At 56.3% G+C, this 17,520-nt stretch carries 14 protein-coding genes; 7 read left to right on the top strand and 7 right to left on the bottom strand.

Features of this window, described 5'->3' with window-relative positions; genetic code table 11:
• Positions 1-36: 36 nt before the first annotated feature.
• From C0560_RS19820 to C0560_RS19810, 3 genes are all read right to left on the bottom strand, one after another.
• Positions 37-1,686, bottom strand: coding sequence for an alpha,alpha-trehalase (locus C0560_RS19820; RefSeq protein ID WP_100778506.1), 1,650 nt, complete (start codon positions 1,684-1,686; stop codon positions 37-39).
• 278 nt (positions 1,687-1,964) lie between these two features.
• On the bottom strand, positions 1,965-3,317 hold the full coding sequence (gene gorA, locus C0560_RS19815; RefSeq protein ID WP_123429829.1) for a glutathione-disulfide reductase: 1,353 nt from the start codon (positions 3,315-3,317) through the stop codon (positions 1,965-1,967).
• Between the two features lie 71 nt (positions 3,318-3,388).
• The gene (locus tag C0560_RS19810) at positions 3,389-4,231 is read right to left on the bottom strand and encodes a 23S rRNA (adenine(2030)-N(6))-methyltransferase RlmJ (RefSeq protein WP_100778508.1); all 843 of its coding nucleotides are present in this window, start codon (positions 4,229-4,231) and stop codon (positions 3,389-3,391) included.
• Positions 4,232-4,415: 184 nt separating this feature from the next.
• On the opposite strand from C0560_RS19810, the gene prlC reads away from it, so the two are divergent.
• A complete protein-coding gene (prlC, locus tag C0560_RS19805) occupies positions 4,416-6,458 on the top strand; it encodes an oligopeptidase A (RefSeq protein ID WP_100778509.1) in 2,043 nt (680 codons plus the stop codon).
• A gap of 8 nt (positions 6,459-6,466) precedes the next feature.
• On the top strand, positions 6,467-7,219 hold the full coding sequence (gene rsmJ / locus C0560_RS19800) for a 16S rRNA (guanine(1516)-N(2))-methyltransferase RsmJ (RefSeq protein ID WP_102105281.1): 753 nt from the start codon (positions 6,467-6,469) through the stop codon (positions 7,217-7,219).
• Positions 7,220-7,305: 86 nt separating this feature from the next.
• Here rsmJ and uspA read toward each other — a convergent pair whose 3' ends face one another.
• Positions 7,306-7,743 (bottom strand): universal stress protein UspA, encoded by a 438-nt coding sequence (gene uspA, locus C0560_RS19795; RefSeq protein WP_003861223.1) that lies wholly within the window; start codon positions 7,741-7,743, stop codon positions 7,306-7,308.
• A 282-nt stretch (positions 7,744-8,025) separates the two neighbouring features.
• On the opposite strand from uspA, the gene uspB reads away from it, so the two are divergent.
• Entirely contained in the window at positions 8,026-8,361 is a 336-nt protein-coding gene (gene uspB, locus C0560_RS19790) for a universal stress protein UspB (RefSeq protein WP_095283811.1), read from the top strand.
• 54 nt (positions 8,362-8,415) lie between these two features.
• Here the strand turns inward: uspB and pitA are convergent, their stop codons facing one another.
• Complete coding sequence (gene pitA, locus C0560_RS19785) at positions 8,416-9,915, bottom strand: inorganic phosphate transporter PitA (protein ID WP_100778511.1); 1,500 nt, start codon at positions 9,913-9,915, stop codon at positions 8,416-8,418.
• A gap of 230 nt (positions 9,916-10,145) precedes the next feature.
• Here pitA and C0560_RS19780 point away from each other — a divergent pair, with 230 nt between their 5' ends.
• From C0560_RS19780 to C0560_RS19770, 3 genes are all read left to right on the top strand, one after another.
• Complete coding sequence (locus C0560_RS19780) at positions 10,146-11,336, top strand: NAD(P)/FAD-dependent oxidoreductase (RefSeq protein ID WP_107702669.1); 1,191 nt, start codon at positions 10,146-10,148, stop codon at positions 11,334-11,336.
• Positions 11,337-11,478: 142 nt separating this feature from the next.
• The gene (locus tag C0560_RS19775) at positions 11,479-13,902 is read left to right on the top strand and encodes a DUF3772 domain-containing protein (RefSeq protein ID WP_123429825.1); all 2,424 of its coding nucleotides are present in this window, start codon (positions 11,479-11,481) and stop codon (positions 13,900-13,902) included.
• A gap of 128 nt (positions 13,903-14,030) precedes the next feature.
• Positions 14,031-15,056 carry a TerC/Alx family metal homeostasis membrane protein gene (locus C0560_RS19770; RefSeq protein ID WP_100778514.1) on the top strand — a complete coding sequence of 342 codons (1,026 nt, stop codon included), beginning with the start codon at positions 14,031-14,033 and terminating at the stop codon, positions 15,054-15,056.
• A gap of 75 nt (positions 15,057-15,131) precedes the next feature.
• Here C0560_RS19770 and C0560_RS19765 read toward each other — a convergent pair whose 3' ends face one another.
• Positions 15,132-15,791, bottom strand: coding sequence for an HAD family hydrolase (locus C0560_RS19765; protein ID WP_123429849.1), 660 nt, complete (start codon positions 15,789-15,791; stop codon positions 15,132-15,134).
• Between the two features lie 240 nt (positions 15,792-16,031).
• On the opposite strand from C0560_RS19765, the gene C0560_RS19760 reads away from it, so the two are divergent.
• Positions 16,032-16,559 carry a C40 family peptidase gene (locus tag C0560_RS19760; protein ID WP_102105285.1) on the top strand — a complete coding sequence of 176 codons (528 nt, stop codon included), beginning with the start codon at positions 16,032-16,034 and terminating at the stop codon, positions 16,557-16,559.
• Here the strand turns inward: C0560_RS19760 and C0560_RS19755 are convergent.
• Complete coding sequence (locus C0560_RS19755) at positions 16,556-17,350, bottom strand: SDR family NAD(P)-dependent oxidoreductase (RefSeq protein WP_100778516.1); 795 nt, start codon at positions 17,348-17,350, stop codon at positions 16,556-16,558. The genes C0560_RS19760 and C0560_RS19755 overlap by 4 nt on opposite strands.
• Between the last annotated feature and the right edge of the window lie 170 nt (positions 17,351-17,520).

Raw genomic sequence — 17,520 nt, 5'->3', positions numbered from 1 at the left:
GCTCCTGCCGCCCTCTCCCGAAAGGGGGAGGGGAAATCACGGTTCGCCGTATAACCCAATCAACCGTCTCACCACGCCGTTGGTCCAGCCAAAACCATCCTGCAACGGATATTCGCCCCCGCCCCCTTCGCGCGGGGTGCTGCTGGCGATGTGATACTTCTCGATCAGCTTGTGGTGCGTTTTGTAGAAGTGATTCACCGTTTGCAGCCAGCTCCAGGCGATCTCATCGCCCAGCGAATCATTGCCGTACTGCTTAAATCCCTGAATCGCCATCCACTGTAGCGGCGCCCAGCCGTTCGGTTTATCCCACTGCTCGCCCGTTTCGTGTTCAGTAGCGAGTATCCCGCCCGGGGTCAGCAGGCGCGCTTTCACCGTATCAGCCAGCCGGTCGGCCTGTTCGTGGGTAGACATCCCAACGTACAACGGCACAATGCTGGCGGCAGAGAACAGCCCCATCTCTTCCCGACGCCAGTCGTAATCGCGATAACAGCCGTTTTCGTCGTCCCACAGGAAGCGGTTCACGGCCGCGCGGCGGTCATTCGCTTTCTGGCGAAATGCAGTTTCGGTCTCTTTATCGCCTTTTGCGGCGGAGATGTTGGCGATAGCGCTTTCCAGCTTAAACAGGAACGCATTCAGATCGATAGGGATAAACTGCGTGGTGCGAATGCTGGCGAGACGCCCGGCATCGCGCAGCCAGCGGGAGGAGTAGTCCCAGCCCGACGCCGCGCCCGCGCGCAGATCCCGATAGACTTCGTTTGGTGGTCGCCCTGAATGTTTAGCCGTTTCCACGTCTTCTATCCAGGACTCGTCACGCGGCGTGTCGCGGTCGTCCCAGTAGCGGTTGAGCAGCGAGCCGTCCGGCATGCGCACCACGTGGCGGTAGGCCTGATTCAGCACCAGCGATTCCGCGCCATCCATCCAGAAGGCGTACTCCATCAGCAGGTGGTCCAGATAACGTTTCGCGCCGCGCACGCCGTCCTCTTCGAACAGCTCAACCATCAGGGCAAAGACCGGCGGCTGCGAGCGGCTGAGATAATAGGTGCGATTCCCGTTAGGAATATGGCCGTAACGTTCAATCATCCACGCAAAGTTGTCGGCCATACATTTGAGCAGGTCGTTGCGCCCACTCTCCGCCAGCCCGAGCATGGTGAAATAGGAGTCCCAGTAGTAGGTCTCGCTAAAACGCCCGCCGGGGACGATGTACGCCTGTGGCAGCGCCAGCAGGGACGACCACGGAATATGGTCCTGCGGCTCGCGCGTCAACACTGGCCACAGATTATCAATGTGCTCTTTCAGCGAAAGACTCGGGTCGGAGACATACTCAGTGGTAAGCGACTCGGGCATCCAGAAGTGATTTTCGACAAAGCGCTTCAGGTCGAAATCCCGGTGGCGTCGCACCTTACGGTAGCGAATAAGGATATCGAGCGGATCCATTTTCGGCGCGCAGTCGGGGAAGGTTTTGCTATCAGCAAACAGACGCGTCGACTGAACGTGTTCAAAGAGTTCTAAATAGCGATCGGCTGGCGTGAGCGCGTCAGACGCGGGCAGCCCTTCAATCATTTCGGGTTCCGGTTCCGCCTCGATCATCTCATCCAGTTTCAACTCGCAGGGATCGGTTTCGTAGCGAATCTCTTCCGCAATCTCGAACTCGACGATATCTGCAGCGTGTAATTTCTGGTTGAACATGGTGGTTAGGACCTCCGGTTTGCGTCGTCACACATACGGGTGTTTCCCGGGCATCTTCTAAGCTTAGACACTCGCTTCGGTGTGTGAAGGACGAAGTGTGCGGTGGATCACGTTTTGGTTTATCGCCTGATTTGAGTAAGTCAGGGGTATCTGTTTGATTTTACGGTTTTTAATAGAGTTGATAATCGCGAGAGGCGCCAGAGAAATTCAGAGCATTCGTTTTGCAACGATTTATGAATGATCAAACAAAATGCCCCTCGGGAGAGGGGCATTGGGGATTAACGCATGGTGACAAACTCTTCCGCCGCGGTCGGGTGGATCGCTACGGTATTGTCGAAGTCTTTCTTGGTGGCACCCATTTTCAGCGCCACCGCGAAGCCCTGCAGGATTTCATCCATGCCGAAGCCGATGCCGTGGATACCGACGATTTTCTCTTCCGGGCCGACGCACACCAGTTTCATGCGGCACGGCTGGCGGTGAGAGGTGACTGCGGTGTACATCGCCGTAAAGGACGATTTATACACTTTCACCTGGTCGTCGCCGTGCAGCTCGCGCGCCTGCGGCTCGGTTAAACCGACGGTGCCGATTGGCGGGTGGCTGAAGACCACGGTCGGGATATTGCTGTAATCCAGATGCTCATCCGGCTTGTTGTTGAACAGACGCTCGGACAGGCGACGGCCAGCGGCGACGGCAACCGGCGTCAGCTCGACCGCACCGGTGTTATCACCAACCGCATAAATTCCTGGAACACTGGTGTTCTGGAACTTATCGACAACGATGTAGCCTTTGTCGTTGGTTTTCACGCCGGTCACGGCCAGGTTGAAATTGTCATTCGCCGGTTCACGGCCAATCGCCCAGATCAGGCAGTCGACGGTCTGGCTGCGGCCATCTTCCAGCTCCAGCGTCAGGCTGCCGTCGGCGTTTTTCACCACCGCTTTTGGCACGGCGTTGATGTGCAGTTTTGGCCCTTCGGCGTTCATCACTTCAACCAGCGTTTCTACGATCAGCGGATCAAAGCTGCGCAGCGGCGCGTGTTTACGCACGAACAGGTGCGCTTCGGCGCCCAGGCCGTTAATCACGCCTGCCAGTTCAACGGCGATGTAACCTGCACCCACTACTGCTACGCGTTTTGGCAGCGCAGGCAGTTCGAAGAAACCGTCGGAGTCGATACCGTATTCCACGCCAGGAATGTCCGGGTGGCTCGGACGACCGCCGGTGGCAATCAGGATATGATCGGCAGTGATCGTCTCGCCGTTCACTTCGATCGTTTTCGCATCAACGAAACGCGCAAAGCCACGGATCACATCGACATTGTTTTTGCCCAGCACGTTGTCATACGAAGTATGGATGCGGTCAATGTAAGCGGTACGGCTGGCAATCAGCTTGTCCCAGTCGAAGTGATTAATGGTGGTGTCGAAACCGTAATCCGGGCCGTACATATGGATGGCCTCGCGGATTTGCGCGGCGTGCCACATCACTTTTTTCGGTACACAACCGACGTTCACGCAGGTGCCGCCCAGCTCTTTGGCTTCAATCAGCGCACATTTTTGGCCGTACATGGCTGCACGGTTAATAGAGGCGATACCGCCACTGCCGCCGCCAATGGCGATGTAGTCATAATGCTTGCTCATGGGTCATATCCTTAATTTCTGATTGCCGCGATTGTATACCTGAAATCAATAGGTTCCACCGATGACTGCGATTACTCAGGCACGATCCAGCTGACGGTCGCGTGGCCATGACCACTCGGCACCAGCGTTTTGTGCAGCCACGGCAGCACGTTGTTCATTTGCGCTTCGAGCTTCCACGGTGGGTTGATGACGATCATCCCGGACGCGGTCATGCCGCGCTGATCGCTGTCCGGACGCACCGCCAGTTCGATCTGCATGATTTTGCGGATACCGGTCGCTTCCAGCTCTTTGATCATACGTTTGATTTGCGCGCGCAGGACCACCGGATACCACAGGGCATAGGTGCCGGTCGCGAAGCGTTTGTAGCCTTCGTTGATGCCGGTCACTACGGCCTGATAGTCGGTTTTAATTTCATACGGCGGGTCGATGAGCACCAGACCGCGACGAGAGACCGGCGGCAGTTTGGATTTCAGCTGCTGGTAGCCGTCGGCTTTTTCCACGCGTGCGCGGTCGTCCTTCTGGAACTCGGAACGCAGCAGCGGGAAGTCGCTCGGATGCAGCTCAGTCAGCTGGAGGCTGTCCTGCTCGCGCAGCAGCTGGCGCGCAATCAGCGGCGAGCCAGGGTAGTAGCGCAGCTGGCCGCTGCGGTTGAAATGGTTCACCACGCTGATGTACGGCTCCAGCTCAGCCGGAAGATCGTCCTGCTGCCAGATGCGGGCGATACCTTCCAGATATTCACCGGTGCGCTCCGCGTGCTGGCTGCTGAGCTGATAGCGGCCCGCGCCCGCGTGGGTGTCCAGATAGAGAAACGGCTTATCTTTCTCTTTCAGAGATTCAATAATCAGACTCTGAACGGTGTGCTTGAGGACATCGGCGTGGTTGCCCGCGTGGAAGCTGTGGCGATAACTGAGCATGGGTAAAGGTGTTCCAGGTAATAAACGATTTGCCACAGTTTACAGCAGAACGCTGCAGATTACCCGTAGGCCCGGTAAGTGCAGCGCCTGGCATTGAAATTCACTACACTTATCCCCATTACAGAAACAATATGCCCAGCGCCGGATGCGCGCTTCATTCACCTCATTCAACAGGACAGCGCTTATGACCAATCCATTACTCACGCCTTTTTCGTTGCCGCCCTTTTCTAAAATCCTCCCTGAACACGTTGTCCCGGCTGTAACTCAGTCGCTGGATAATTGTCGCGAGGCGGTAGAGCGAGTGGTCGCGCAGGGCGCGCCGTACACCTGGGATAACCTGTGCCAGCGCCTGGCGGAAGTGGATGACGTACTGGGTCGCATTTTCTCGCCGGTGAGCCATCTTAATTCGGTGAAAAACAGCCCGGAACTGCGCGAAGCCTATGAACAAACCCTGCCGCTGCTCTCTGAGTACAGCACCTGGGTCGGCCAGCACGAAGGGTTGTATAACGCCTATCGCGATCTGCGCGACGGCGAAAACTACGCAAAACTGGATACTGCCCAGAAGAAAGCGGTCGATAACGCGCTGCGTGATTTTGAGCTGTCAGGCATTGGCCTGCCGAAAGAGAAACAGCAGCGCTATGGCGAAATCGCTGCGCGTCTGTCTGAGCTGGGCAACCAGTACAGCAACAACGTACTCGACGCCACCATGGGCTGGTCAAAACTGATCACCGACGAAGCCGAGCTGGCAGGTATGCCGGAAAGCGCGCTGGCCGCCGCCAAAGCGCAGGCTGAAGCGAAAGAGCAGGAAGGCTATCTGCTGACGCTGGATATCCCGAGCTATCTGCCGGTGATGACGTACTGCGATAACCAGGCGCTGCGTGAAGAACTCTACCGCGCGTACAGCACCCGCGCCTCTGACCAGGGGCCGAACGCCGGTAAATGGGACAACAGCCCGGTAATGGCCGAAATCCTCGCCCTGCGTCACGAGCTGGCGCAACTGCTGGGCTTCGACAGCTACGCCGAAAAATCCCTCGCCACCAAAATGGCGGAAAACCCACAGCAGGTACTTGATTTCTTAACCGATCTGGCAAAACGCGCGCGTCCACAGGGTGAAAAAGAGCTGGCCCAGCTGCGTGCATTTGCTAAAGCGGAGTGCGGCGTTGATGAGCTGCAGCCGTGGGATATCGCCTACTACAGCGAAAAACAGAAACAGCACCTCTACAGCATCAGCGACGAGCAGCTGCGCCCGTACTTCCCGGAAAGCAAAGCCGTGAACGGCCTGTTCGAAGTGGTGAAACGCATTTACGGTATCACTGCGAAAGAGCGCCACGACGTGGAAGTGTGGCACCCGGAAGTGCGTTTCTTCGAGCTGTACGATGAGAAAAACGAACTGCGCGGCAGTTTCTATCTGGATCTGTATGCGCGAGAAAACAAACGTGGCGGCGCGTGGATGGACGACTGCGTCGGCCAGATGCGTAAAGCGGACGGCTCGCTGCAAAAACCGGTCGCCTACCTGACCTGTAACTTCAACCGTCCGGTAAACGGCAAACCGGCGCTGTTCACGCATGACGAAGTGATCACCCTGTTCCATGAATTCGGTCACGGCCTGCACCATATGTTGACCCGTATCGAAGCGGCGGGTGTTTCTGGCATCAGCGGTGTGCCGTGGGATGCCGTCGAGCTGCCGAGCCAGTTTATGGAAAACTGGTGCTGGGAGCCGGACGCACTGGCGTTTATCTCCGGTCACTACGAAACCGGCGAACCGCTGCCGAAAGCGTTGCTGGATAAAATGCTGGCGGCGAAAAACTACCAGGCAGCGATGTTTATCCTGCGTCAGCTGGAGTTCGGTCTGTTCGATTTCCGTCTGCACGCCGAGTTCAGCCCGGAACAGGGCGCGAAAATCCTCGAAACCCTGGGCGAAATCAAGAAGCAGGTGGCGCTCATTCCGGGTCCATCGTGGGGCCGTTTCCCGCACGCCTTCAGCCATATCTTCGCGGGCGGTTATGCGGCGGGTTACTACAGCTACCTGTGGGCCGACGTTCTGGCAGCCGATGCGTTCTCTCGCTTCGAAGAAGAGGGGATTTTCAACCGCGATACCGGTCAGTCGTTCCTGGATAACATCCTGACGCGCGGCGGTTCCGAAGAGCCGATGGAGCTGTTCAAACGCTTCCGTGGCCGCGAGCCGCAGCTCGATGCGATGCTGGAACATTACGGAATCAAAGGCTAATCGCGTTCGTGAAAATTTGTTTGATAGATGAAACAGGCGCCGGAGACGGCGCCTTATCTGTTCTGGCCGCCCGCTGGGGGCTTGAGCACGATGCCGATAATCTGATGGCGCTGGTGATGACGCCGGAACATCTGGAACTGCGCAAATGCGATGAGCCAAAGCTTGGCGGGATCTTTGTCGATTTTGTTGGCGGTGCGATGGCGCATCGCCGCAAGTTTGGCGGCGGTCGCGGTGAAGCGGTGGCGAAGGCGGTCGGCGTGAAGGGCAGTTATCTGCCGGACGTGGTGGACGCGACGGCAGGGCTGGGGCGCGATGCCTTTGTGCTGGCGTCTGTAGGCTGCCGTGTGCGGATGCTTGAGCGTAACCCGGTGGTCGCTGCACTCCTTGACGATGGTCTGGCGCGTGGCTATGCCGACCCGGAGATAGGCCCGTGGTTGCAGGAACGCCTGCAACTGATCCACGCCTCCAGCCTGACGGCGCTAACAGACATCACGCCGCGCCCGCAGGTGGTCTATCTCGATCCGATGTTCCCGCATAAGCAGAAGAGTGCGCTGGTAAAGAAAGAGATGCGCGTCTTTCAGTCGCTGGTGGGACCGGATCTGGATGCGGATGGATTGCTTGAACCGGCACGCCTGCTGGCGACCAAACGGGTGGTGGTGAAGCGCCCGGACTACGCACCGCCGCTGGCGGATGTGGCAACCACCAACGCGGTCGTCACGAAAGGGCATCGGTTTGATATTTATTCGGGCACGCCAGAATAACAAAGCCCGGTGACGTTTACGCGCACCGGGCCTACACATCTGATCATCGGCCGGGCAAACGCTAGCGCTGCCCGGCAATGTCAAACTTACTCGTCTTCTTCATCTCGCAGCGGAACAATCAGCATATCCACGTGGACGGTGTTGATCAGCTGGCGCGCGGAGGACATCAGTTTGCTCCAGAAATCCTGGTGATGGCCGCAAACGACCAGGTCCATATCGTATTTCTTAATCGCATCGACCAGCACCTGACCCAGATCGCCGCTGCCGCTGAGGGTTTCGGTGATCGGATAGCCTGCGTTGGTGGAGAGCTCAGACAGCGCGTGGTGAGTCTCTTCGGAGATGCGTTTTTGCATATCGCCAAGATTGACGTCGATAAGACCGGTGTAGAGATCGGAGTAATTCACATCAACGTGAATCAAAGAAACTTTCGCGTTGTATGGGCGTGCCATGGATACCGCTTTATCAACCAGCACTTTGCTCTCCGGGGAGAGGTCTACCGCGATGAGAATGTGTTTGTAAGCCATAGTGTTACTCCTTCCTTAAGTTATCGATGACTATCAGGTAAGCCGTCGCCTTTATGTCTTCATTACGGCCCAGTTCAACAAATTTTTCAAGCTTTGGTGTTGATAACGATTAACCTTGTGGCAAAAAAATTAACGGATCTCCTACACTATTTAATGAGCCGTTCGGATATTAAAACGTGAACCCGATCGACTTTCGTCATTCTTTCACTGATCTGTCTGTCAGGGCATTGGGGTGCGGTTGTCCAGAGGCCTTGCTTCGTGGGCGGGCGCCGGGGAGGAAGTATGATTAGCACCGTCGCATTGTTTTGGGCGTTATGTGTGGTTTGCATAGTGAATATGGCGCGTTATTTCTCATCGTTACGCGCGCTGTTAGTGGTACTTCGTGGTTGCGATCCGTTGCTTTATCAGTATGTGGATGGTGGAGGCTTCTTCACGTCGCATGGACAGCCCAGCAAACAGATGCGTCTGGTGTGGTATATCTACGCCCAGCGCTATCGCGATCATCATGACGACGAATTTATCCGTCGCTGTGAGCGCTTGCGTCGTCAGTTCATTTTAACCAGCGCCCTGTGCGGGCTGGTGGTGGTGAGTATGGTGGCGCTGGTCATCTGGCATTAAGCCAAAAAAAAGCGGGTCAGTTTCCTGACCCGCTTTTTCATTGCTTATCCTGCATTAAATCAGTTTCAGCGAGATCCAGTACAGACCGCCTGAAAGCAGAATGGACGCCGGGAGGGTGAACACCCAGGCCATCAGGATGTTGGTCACGGTTTTACGCTGCAAACCGCCGCCATCAACAATCATCGTACCGGCAACCGAAGAAGACAGAACGTGGGTCGTTGAAACCGGCATACCGGTGTAGCTCGCCAGACCGATAGACACAGCCGCTGTCATCTGCGCGGACATACCCTGCGCATACGTCATGCCTTTCTTACCAATCTTCTCGCCGATGGTGGTCGCCACACGACGCCAGCCAATCATGGTGCCGATACCCAGTGCCAGCGCGACCGCCATGATGATCCAGATAGGCGCGTACTCGATGGTATTGAGCATATCGCTTTTCAGTTTCTTCAGCAGACGCTGGTCATCCGCGTTCACTTCCGGCAGCTTCGCCACTTTATCGGTCACATCAGAGATGCACAGCATAATGCGACGCATCTGACCACGTTGTTCTACGGTCAGTTTGTCATAGCTTTCGATATCGCCCAGCATCCCTTTCGCACGTTCCAGCGCGTTAATCGCGTTGGCCGGGTGGCAGTGGAACTCGCCCGGTGCGGTTGCAGCGCCTGGCTCTGGAGAGGGAATCAGCTGATCAACGCCGGTCGCTTTCTTCAGCAGATCAGGGTGCTGCTGGAAGTAAACTTCGACGTTGTTGACGGCGTCACGAGTACGGGTGATTTCGTATCCGGTGGCATTCATGTTAACCACGAAACCTGCCGGAGCCACGCCAATCAGAACCAGCATGACCAGGCCGATGCCTTTCTGACCGTCGTTTGCGCCGTGAGAGAAGGCGACGCCGATAGCGGAAATAATCAGTGCAATACGGGTCCAGAACGGTGGCTTCTTCTTGCCATCTTTCTTTTCACGCTCTGCGGGTGTCAGGTGAATACGGGCGCGTTTTTTGGTACCGCTCCAGTAACGACGCAGGATGAAAATCAATCCACCTGCCACGACCAGACCCACAATAGGGGAGATAATCAGGGAGCCAAAGATCCCGACAACTTTAGGAATGTTCAGCGCATCAACCACAGACGTACCGGTCATGAGGGCATTGGTTAAACCGATACCGATAATCGCGCCAATCAGCGTATGAGAACTGGATGCAGGCAGGCCGAAATACCAGGTACCGAGGTTCCAGATAATGGCGGCAAGCAGCATTGAAAACACCATGGCGAGACCATGGCCTGAACTTACGTTCAGTAACAGGTCCGTTGGTAGCATGTGCACAATGGCATAGGCTACGCTGAGACCTCCGAGGAGAACACCAAAGAAGTTAAAGACAGCCGCCATAACAACCGCTACTTGCGATCGCATTGCGCGAGTGTAGATAACCGTTGCGACTGCGTTCGCAGTGTCGTGGAAGCCATTGATAGCTTCGTAAAACAGTACAAATGCCAGAGCAAGCAATAGTAAAAGCCCGGTATGTAAATCCAGACCAGCAAACAAATGTAGCATAGGACGTTACGCCATTTTGGAGGACATGAACGCGGCGCATTATCCAGGACAAATGCGCAACGGGCAAAGTGAAATATAGCTTTTTTTTGATATACCTTCTGCTTTGTTTGCGTCTGGTAAAGAAATATATTTTATATTTCAATTAAATGACTGACATATCGGTTTTTTGCGCTGGTGCGACCACATAGGAAACTTTACAATTCGAGCCTGTTAAACAAGAGGATTTCGACGTGGAAAGGTTTGATGCCGTAATTATTGGCGCCGGTGCGGCGGGAATGTTCTGTGCGGCCATGGCCGGACAGGCGGGTCGTCGTGTGCTGTTGCTGGATAATGGCAAGAAACCCGGCCGCAAGATCCTGATGTCTGGCGGGGGTCGCTGTAACTTTACTAATTTATATGTCGAACCCGCCGCATATTTGAGTCAAAACCGTCATTTTTGCAAATCTGCTTTGGCGCGCTACACCCAATGGGACTTTATCGATCTGGTCGGTAAACACGGCATTGCGTGGCACGAAAAAACGCTCGGTCAGCTGTTTTGCGATGACTCCGCGCAGCAGATTGTCGATATGCTGGTGGCCGAATGCGAGAAGGGCGGTGTGACCACACGCCTGCGTACCGAGGTGCTGAGCGTCTCGCGTGACGACAGCGGCTACACGCTGGAGCTGAACGGTGACACGGTCAGCGCGGACAAACTGGTGATCGCCAGCGGTGGTCTGTCGATGCCGGGGCTGGGCGCAACGCCGTTCGGCTATAAAATCGCCGAACAGTTTGGCCTGAAAGTTCTGCCGACCCGCGCCGGTCTGGTGCCGTTCACCCTGCACAAACCACTGCTGGAGCAGCTTCAGACCCTTTCCGGCGTGTCGGTGGCGTCAACCATTACCGCCGAAGACGGCACCCTTTTCCGCGAAAACCTGCTGTTCACGCACCGCGGCCTGTCAGGCCCGGCCGTGCTGCAAATCTCCAGCTACTGGCAGCCGGGGGAATTTGTGACGGTGAATTTAGTCCCGGACTGCGATCTGGCGGCGTTCCTCGATGAACAACGCGCCGCGCATCCGAATCAAAGCCTGAAAAACACGCTGGCGATGCAGCTGCCGAAGCGTCTGATTGAGTGCCTGCAACTGCTGGGGCAGATCCCGGACGTCACCCTCAAGCAGCTCAACGTGCGCGATCAGCAAGCGCTGGTCGAGACGCTGACCCACTGGCGCGTTCAGCCAAACGGCACCGAAGGCTATCGCACGGCGGAAGTGACGCTTGGCGGCGTGGACACGGATGAACTCTCGTCCCGTACAATGGAGGCCCGTAACGTCCCTGGGCTCTATTTTATTGGTGAAGTGATGGATGTGACAGGCTGGCTGGGCGGATATAACTTCCAGTGGGCCTGGGCGAGCGCCTGGGCCTGTGCGCAGGCACTGGCGGAATAAGCGGCACTGAAAAAGCCCGAAGCCATTCGGGCTGATATCGTGAGAATACGGACTTTCCCGCTACTCTTCCTGCAATTAGCAGGTATCCTTAGGGATCTGTTGTTGGTCGTTCATTTTTCGATTTCGCGGATCTCACCACACTATGCAAAAAATGTTAAGAATGCCGCTGCTACTGGCATTGTTGTCGTGTCTGATATTGACGCCCTTGTTCTCTCATGCAGACGACGCGCCAACGCAAACCGAGGCGGAGCAGCCTGTAAAGGTCAACGTCAGCACGGCGCTGCCTGCGCTGCAAAAGCGCCTGGATACCCTCAAGCAGCAGGTCTCTGCGGTTAAAACCGACAAAAAATTCACCGCCCTGAATGACGATGCCCTAAAGCTTGCCGAAGACGCGAACAAACTGGCGGTTATCCTTGCGCCGCAGCTGACGCAGATTCAGGCGCAGCTCGACGTACTCGGCCCGGCGCCCGCTCCGGGCACTGTTACCGAAACGGCGCAGGTGGTTGGCCAGCGTAAGCAGCTTAATAACAGTAAAACGCTGCTAACGACCCAGATTGAACAGATCAAAGCCATCGCCGTTAACGCCCAGAATCTCTCCAGCCAAATCTACGGGCTGCGCCGTGATGCGCTGAAAACGCAGATTGCCCTGAATACCGGCAGCATTTTGGGGGAGAAATTCTGGTCGCCTCTGATTTCTCCTAACGAAAAAGACACGCAGCGGTTTGACGAATTCGGCTCGCAGATCGGCGATGCCTGGGATCAGGCCTGGAGCGAAGACTGGTATATCGGTTCTGGCTTCTATCTGCTGTTAGCGCTGGTCATCGGCCTGTTCGGGCGCAAAGCGCTGGACAAACCGATGAACTGGATCTTGCCGCGCTGGCTGCCGCAGGGACGTTTTCGCCGCAGCTTCCTGGCCTGTTTCACGACGCTGAGCACCACGGTGACGCTCGGCATCAGCATGCAGCTGCTGTGCTATATCTTCACACGTTTGCCAGACACGTCCCGTCTGGTGCTGGATTTTGCCGATCAGCTGGTTGAGCTGACCTATTTCTCGGCGGTGATTGCCGGGCTGGGTATCGCGCTGCTGTCGAACAGCCATCCGTCGTGGCGTCTGCCGGGTATCGCCGACTCGCTGGCGAAAACGCTCGCCTCGTTCCCGATCCTGCTGGCGGCGTTTATCTTTATCTTCGGCATTATCGAGCAGCTGAACGGGCTGGTCGGGTCGAGCATTGATGCAACGCTGTTTGGCAACGGCTTGTCAGCGCTGCTGGTGGCGCTCAACTGCCTGATCGCCCCCATCCGCGTTAACCGTATGCGCCGTAAAATGCGCGCCGAAGGCGAGCAAACCGAGGCGCGCTCGACGATGGCGGGGCTGATCCACCTGGTGATCAGCCTGACGGCGTTTGTCATTCTGATTGCCCTGCTGATCGGCTACATCCCGCTGGCGCGATTTGTCACCTTCGAACTGCTGTGGATTGGCCTGGTGGTCAGCTGCCTGTACCTGCTGATTCATTTCGTGGTGGATTTGTGCGAGGCGGTGTTCTCGCCCACGACCCACAGCGGCAAGATTTTACAAAGCACCCTCAGCCTCAATGAGCGCCATCTGTCGCTGGCCTCCACGCTGTTTTCTGCGCTGGGTAAAACCACGCTGCTGCTGATGGCCGTCGTGGCGCTGCTGAACGGCACTTTTGGCACCACCACGCCGCTCGAATTAGTGAGCAAAATCGCGGATATCTGGGGCGGTAAGGGCCTCGAGAGTATGAATATTATCCCGGCGCACGCGGTGAATGCCGTGGTGTGCCTGGTGGTCGGGTGGTATATCCTGCGCTCCTCGCGCCGCTGGCTGGATCACGATTTCCTGCCGAAAACCACGATGGACAGAGGGCTTCGCGCCTCGCTGGTGACGCTCTTTACCAACGTCGGCTACGTGCTCCTCATTATGCTCACCCTGTCGATGCTCGGCATTGAGTGGAACCGTCTGGCGTGGATCGTCAGCGCCCTGTCGGTCGGTATCGGTTTTGGCCTGCAGGAGATTGTGAAGAACTTTATCTCCGGTCTGATTCTGCTGACAGAACGTCCGGTAAAAGTGGGGGATCTGGTGAGTATCAGCGGCGTCGAAGGGGATATTCGTCGCATCAACGTTCGTGCGACAGAGATTCAGCTCGGCGATAAATCAACGGTGATCGTGCCGAACTCGCAGCTGATTTCCCAGAACGTGCGTAACGCTACCATGGGCAATGCGCAGGGCGTGGCGACCATCACGCTGACCTTCCCGCTGGATATCGATCCGGAGCAGGTGCGTAATTTGCTGCTGGATGCCTATACCCTGCATGAGTCGATTCTGGAAGCGCCCGCGCCGTCGGTCAGTTTCAAGGAACTGGGGCCGAACGGGATTGTGCTCAGCGTGACCGGGTATGTAAACAGCCCGCGCATGGTCAGCTCCACGCGCAGCGATTTGCTGTATGAGATCCTCAAAATGCTGCGTGCGGCGGGCATTAGCCTGAGCCAGACTCAAACGATGGTGCTGGAGCAGCCGCATAAAATCACGCCAGTGGAAGAGGCGTAAACTCTCATTTATCCCGTCGCAGCCTGACGGTGATAAACTTCTTCAGGGCTGGCAACGGCCCACTTTTCATTTTGTCTGTTTTTTGAATTCTGCATGGTGTGTGTTTTGTTCTTAAAAAGGGTTGTGTAATGACATCTGCTCATCTCGGTTTCCCGACGGAAACCGTTGTTGTATTCGTGGTGATGGCGGTGGGGGCGATGTTTATCGATCTCTTCATGCATCGTCACGACAAACCGGTCTCGCTGAAAAGCGCTGTGATGTGGTCCATTTTCTGGCTCATGTTAGCCATGGCGTTTGCCGGGTTCCTGTACGTTCACCACGGTGCCGAAATGGCGAGCCTGTTCCTCACGGGTTATGCGCTGGAAGAGGTGCTGTCCGTCGATAACCTGTTCGTGATGATGGCGATTTTCGCCTGGTTTGGCGTACCGGATAAATACCGTCACCGCGTGCTCTACTGGGGCGTGCTCGGGGCGATTGTCTTCCGTGGGATTTTCGTGGCGATCGGCACCAGCCTGTTGAGCCTTGGGCCGTACGTCGAAGTGATTTTTGCGCTGGTGGTAGGCTGGACCGCGCTGATGATGCTCCGTCGTAACGAAGAGAGCGACGAGGTCGAGGACTATTCTCACCATCTGGCCTATCGGCTGGTGAAACGCTTTTATCCGGTCTGGCCGAAGATCAGCAGCAACGCGTTTCTGCTGACCCAGAAAGAGGTGGACGCCGAGCTGGAAAAACCGGAAAACCAGGATGTGATGGTAGGCCGCGTGAAGAAAGCGAAGCGCTACGCCACGCCGCTGCTGCTGTGTGTGGCGGTGGTGGAGCTGTCGGACGTGATGTTTGCCTTCGACTCCGTGCCCGCGATTATCGCCGTCAGCCGTGAACCGCTGATTATTTACAGCGCCATGATGTTTGCGATCCTCGGCCTGCGTACGCTCTATTTCGTGCTGGAAGCGATGAAACAGTATCTGGTCCATCTGGAGAAATCGGTGGTACTGCTGCTGTTCTTCGTAGCGTTCAAGCTGGGGCTAAATGCGACCGACCACTTCTGGCATCACGGCTATAACATCACCGCGAACATGAGCCTGTTTGTGGTGTTGGGCGTGCTGGCGTTAGGGATTATCGCGAGCGTGGTGTTCCCCGGGAAACGAGCGGCCTGACGCCTTTATCACGGCTCTCTCCCCAGTGAGAGGGGACAAAAACTAAAACGGCAACCCTGGGTTGCCGTTTTGCATTTATTTAATAGGCGAATGACGTCGCGCTCTTGGCGGATGGAAATGCCGCCAGTGCGGGTCCTGCGCTGCGGCCAGCAGTTCATGATCGCCACGCGTATCGCCCCAGGCGCGCAGGTGGTAATCGTTCAGATTGCCGTAAACCCGCTCCAGCCGCGCCACTTTCTGCGCGCAGCGACAGTTATGGCCGGTGATGCGGCCGGTCAGTTTCCCGTCCACCACTTCCAGCTGCGTACCAATCAGTTTAATGCCGAGCTTATCGGCCCACGGCTGCAATACCAGCGCCGGAGAGGCTGAACAGATCGTCACTTCCGCGCCGGAATTGACCTCCGCCGCCACGGCCATCACGCCTGCCGGGCGCATCAGCTTGCTCCAGTATTTCTCGCAAAACCGCTCGGCCTGCTGGCGCAGCCAGTGCTCGTCCACGCCCGTCAGGAACGTCCTCACCAGCACCTCTTTCAGCTCGTCGCGCGTCAGTTTGCGGCGTACGCAGTTGATGGTGGGTAGCGCCATACGCACCAGACGCCCGGCAAAGTAGCGTTTACCAAAGGCAAAGCGCAGAAAGGGGATAAAGCTGTCGTGATGCGTCAGCGTTCCGTCAAAGTCGAAAACGGAAAGCACGCTGGATTTTGCCACTGCCTCATCGGCAATCATATTGGTCATAAATAGGTCTTTGCTGAAATACACATTCTGCACATTAGTTTACCTGCTTTACCTTCACAGTCCCGCAATCACGTACTTTTTTTTCACAAAGTTGCGACCCGGCGGCAAAGTCCGTTTTTGGACCTCGCTGTGATTGGATGAAAAGTGAGCTGCCTATATTATCGCCACCTCGAAAGCTGATTCGAGGGAACATTGCCCCCTCACGCGTAAGGAAGAATTCACTCACTTCTTAGAACCTTTATGATGTTTAGACTGCTAATTTCAACCCTGCTGTTAAGTGTTGCTTCGTTTTCCGCAATGAGTTTTGAACTGCCTGCCTCGATGTTATCGCAACAACATGAGCTGTCGTTTTCACCGGCAAAAACGTCGCTTGAGCATCAGGATACTGACCCGCTGCGTGGCCGTATGTTGACGCAATACCAAAAATGGAAAGGGACGCGCTACCTCTGGGGTGGGTCTACGCATCACGGCGTTGACTGCTCGGCGCTGATGCAACATCTGTTTAGCGATGCCGCTGACCTCTCGCTGCCGCGTACCACAGGCGAACAGATCAACCGTGGCGTGCAGGTGGCGGAATATCGCCTTAAAGCCGGGGATCTGATTTTCTTCCAGACGGGTCCGCACCGCCGTCACGTCGGTGTATATATCGGCGATCAGCAATTTATCCATGCCTCAACCAGCGCGGGGGTGACGGTTTCAACGCTGGCGAACCGCTACTGGCAGACGCACTTTATTACCGCCCGCCGGGTGACGGGCAGTGATGCTTAAATAATATCGTCCACGACGCCGCCATCCACGCGCAGTGCAGCGCCGGAGGTGGCGGACGCCTGAGTGGAACAGACATAAACCACCATATTGGCGACCTCTTCCACAGTCGATGCGCGCTGAATCACCGACGTCGGGCGATTGGCCATGACAAACTCTTTCGCCAGCTGCTCAAGCGGTTTGCCGGTTTTCTCCATTTCATCTTTCATCATCGCCGCAAACCCATCCGACATCGTCGGCCCCGGCAGGACGCTGTTCACCGTCACGCCGCTACCCGCCACGAATTTCGCCAGGCCGCGCGCCAGCGACAGCTGCGCGGTCTTCGTCACGCCGTAGTGGATCATATCCGCAGGAATGTTGCAGGCCGATTCGGACGAGATAAACACCACCCGACCCCAGCCTTTTTGCACCATTCCGGGCAGCAGGGCGCGCGACAGACGCACGCCGGACATCACGTTGGTCTGCCAGTAGCGATTCCAGGTGTCATCGTCGGTGGCGTAAAAATCTTCCGGCCCGTAAACCCCGGCGTTGTTCACCAGGATATCGACGTTCGACGCCACCTTCAGCACCGATTCCACGCCTTCAGATGTGCTGAGATCGGCGATTGTCGCCCGCACCTGTACGCCAGGCACCGCCTGCTGAAGCTGCTGAATACCGTTATTGACCGATTCCGCGCTGCGCCCGTTAATGATCACTTCGGCACCGCTTTCCGCCAGTCCGCGAGCGATGGCAAGCCCAATCCCGCCCGTTGAAGCGGTGACCAGCGCGACTTTCCCCGTCAGATCGATTTTCATGGTCTGTTCCTTATGATGATAAAAGTTCAGACCATAAAGCGTAGCAGTTCAGAGAGGAGGGGGATTTCAAACACGCGCAGTTTTAGCCATTAATATTAAATAGAAGCGACAATGCGCTGCAAAGAAAAGTTCCCCAGAATTTATCCTTTTAATTAAAGAAAACGCCCTTT

Source organism: Lelliottia sp. AC1, assembly GCF_023278595.1.
Classification (GTDB): domain Bacteria; phylum Pseudomonadota; class Gammaproteobacteria; order Enterobacterales; family Enterobacteriaceae; genus Enterobacter; species Enterobacter nimipressuralis.
The sequence above is the reverse complement of the archived record's forward strand: the minus strand, read 5'-3'. Positions and strand labels throughout refer to the sequence as shown.

Coding starts and splice junctions, on each gene's coding strand:
- C0560_RS19820 (WP_100778506.1), bottom strand. CDS start 1,686: ATGTTCAACCAGAAATTACACGCTGCAGATATCGTCGAGTTCGAGATT.
- gorA (WP_123429829.1), bottom strand. CDS start 3,317: ATGAGCAAGCATTATGACTACATCGCCATTGGCGGCGGCAGTGGCGGT.
- C0560_RS19810 (WP_100778508.1), bottom strand. CDS start 4,231: ATGCTCAGTTATCGCCACAGCTTCCACGCGGGCAACCACGCCGATGTC.
- prlC (WP_100778509.1), top strand. CDS start 4,416: ATGACCAATCCATTACTCACGCCTTTTTCGTTGCCGCCCTTTTCTAAA.
- uspA (WP_003861223.1), bottom strand. CDS start 7,743: ATGGCTTACAAACACATTCTCATCGCGGTAGACCTCTCCCCGGAGAGC.
- uspB (WP_095283811.1), top strand. CDS start 8,026: ATGATTAGCACCGTCGCATTGTTTTGGGCGTTATGTGTGGTTTGCATA.
- pitA (WP_100778511.1), bottom strand. CDS start 9,915: ATGCTACATTTGTTTGCTGGTCTGGATTTACATACCGGGCTTTTACTA.
- C0560_RS19775 (WP_123429825.1), top strand. CDS start 11,479: ATGCAAAAAATGTTAAGAATGCCGCTGCTACTGGCATTGTTGTCGTGT.
- C0560_RS19770 (WP_100778514.1), top strand. CDS start 14,031: ATGACATCTGCTCATCTCGGTTTCCCGACGGAAACCGTTGTTGTATTC.
- C0560_RS19765 (WP_123429849.1), bottom strand. CDS start 15,791: ATGACCAATATGATTGCCGATGAGGCAGTGGCAAAATCCAGCGTGCTT.
- C0560_RS19760 (WP_102105285.1), top strand. CDS start 16,032: ATGATGTTTAGACTGCTAATTTCAACCCTGCTGTTAAGTGTTGCTTCG.
- C0560_RS19755 (WP_100778516.1), bottom strand. CDS start 17,350: ATGAAAATCGATCTGACGGGGAAAGTCGCGCTGGTCACCGCTTCAACG.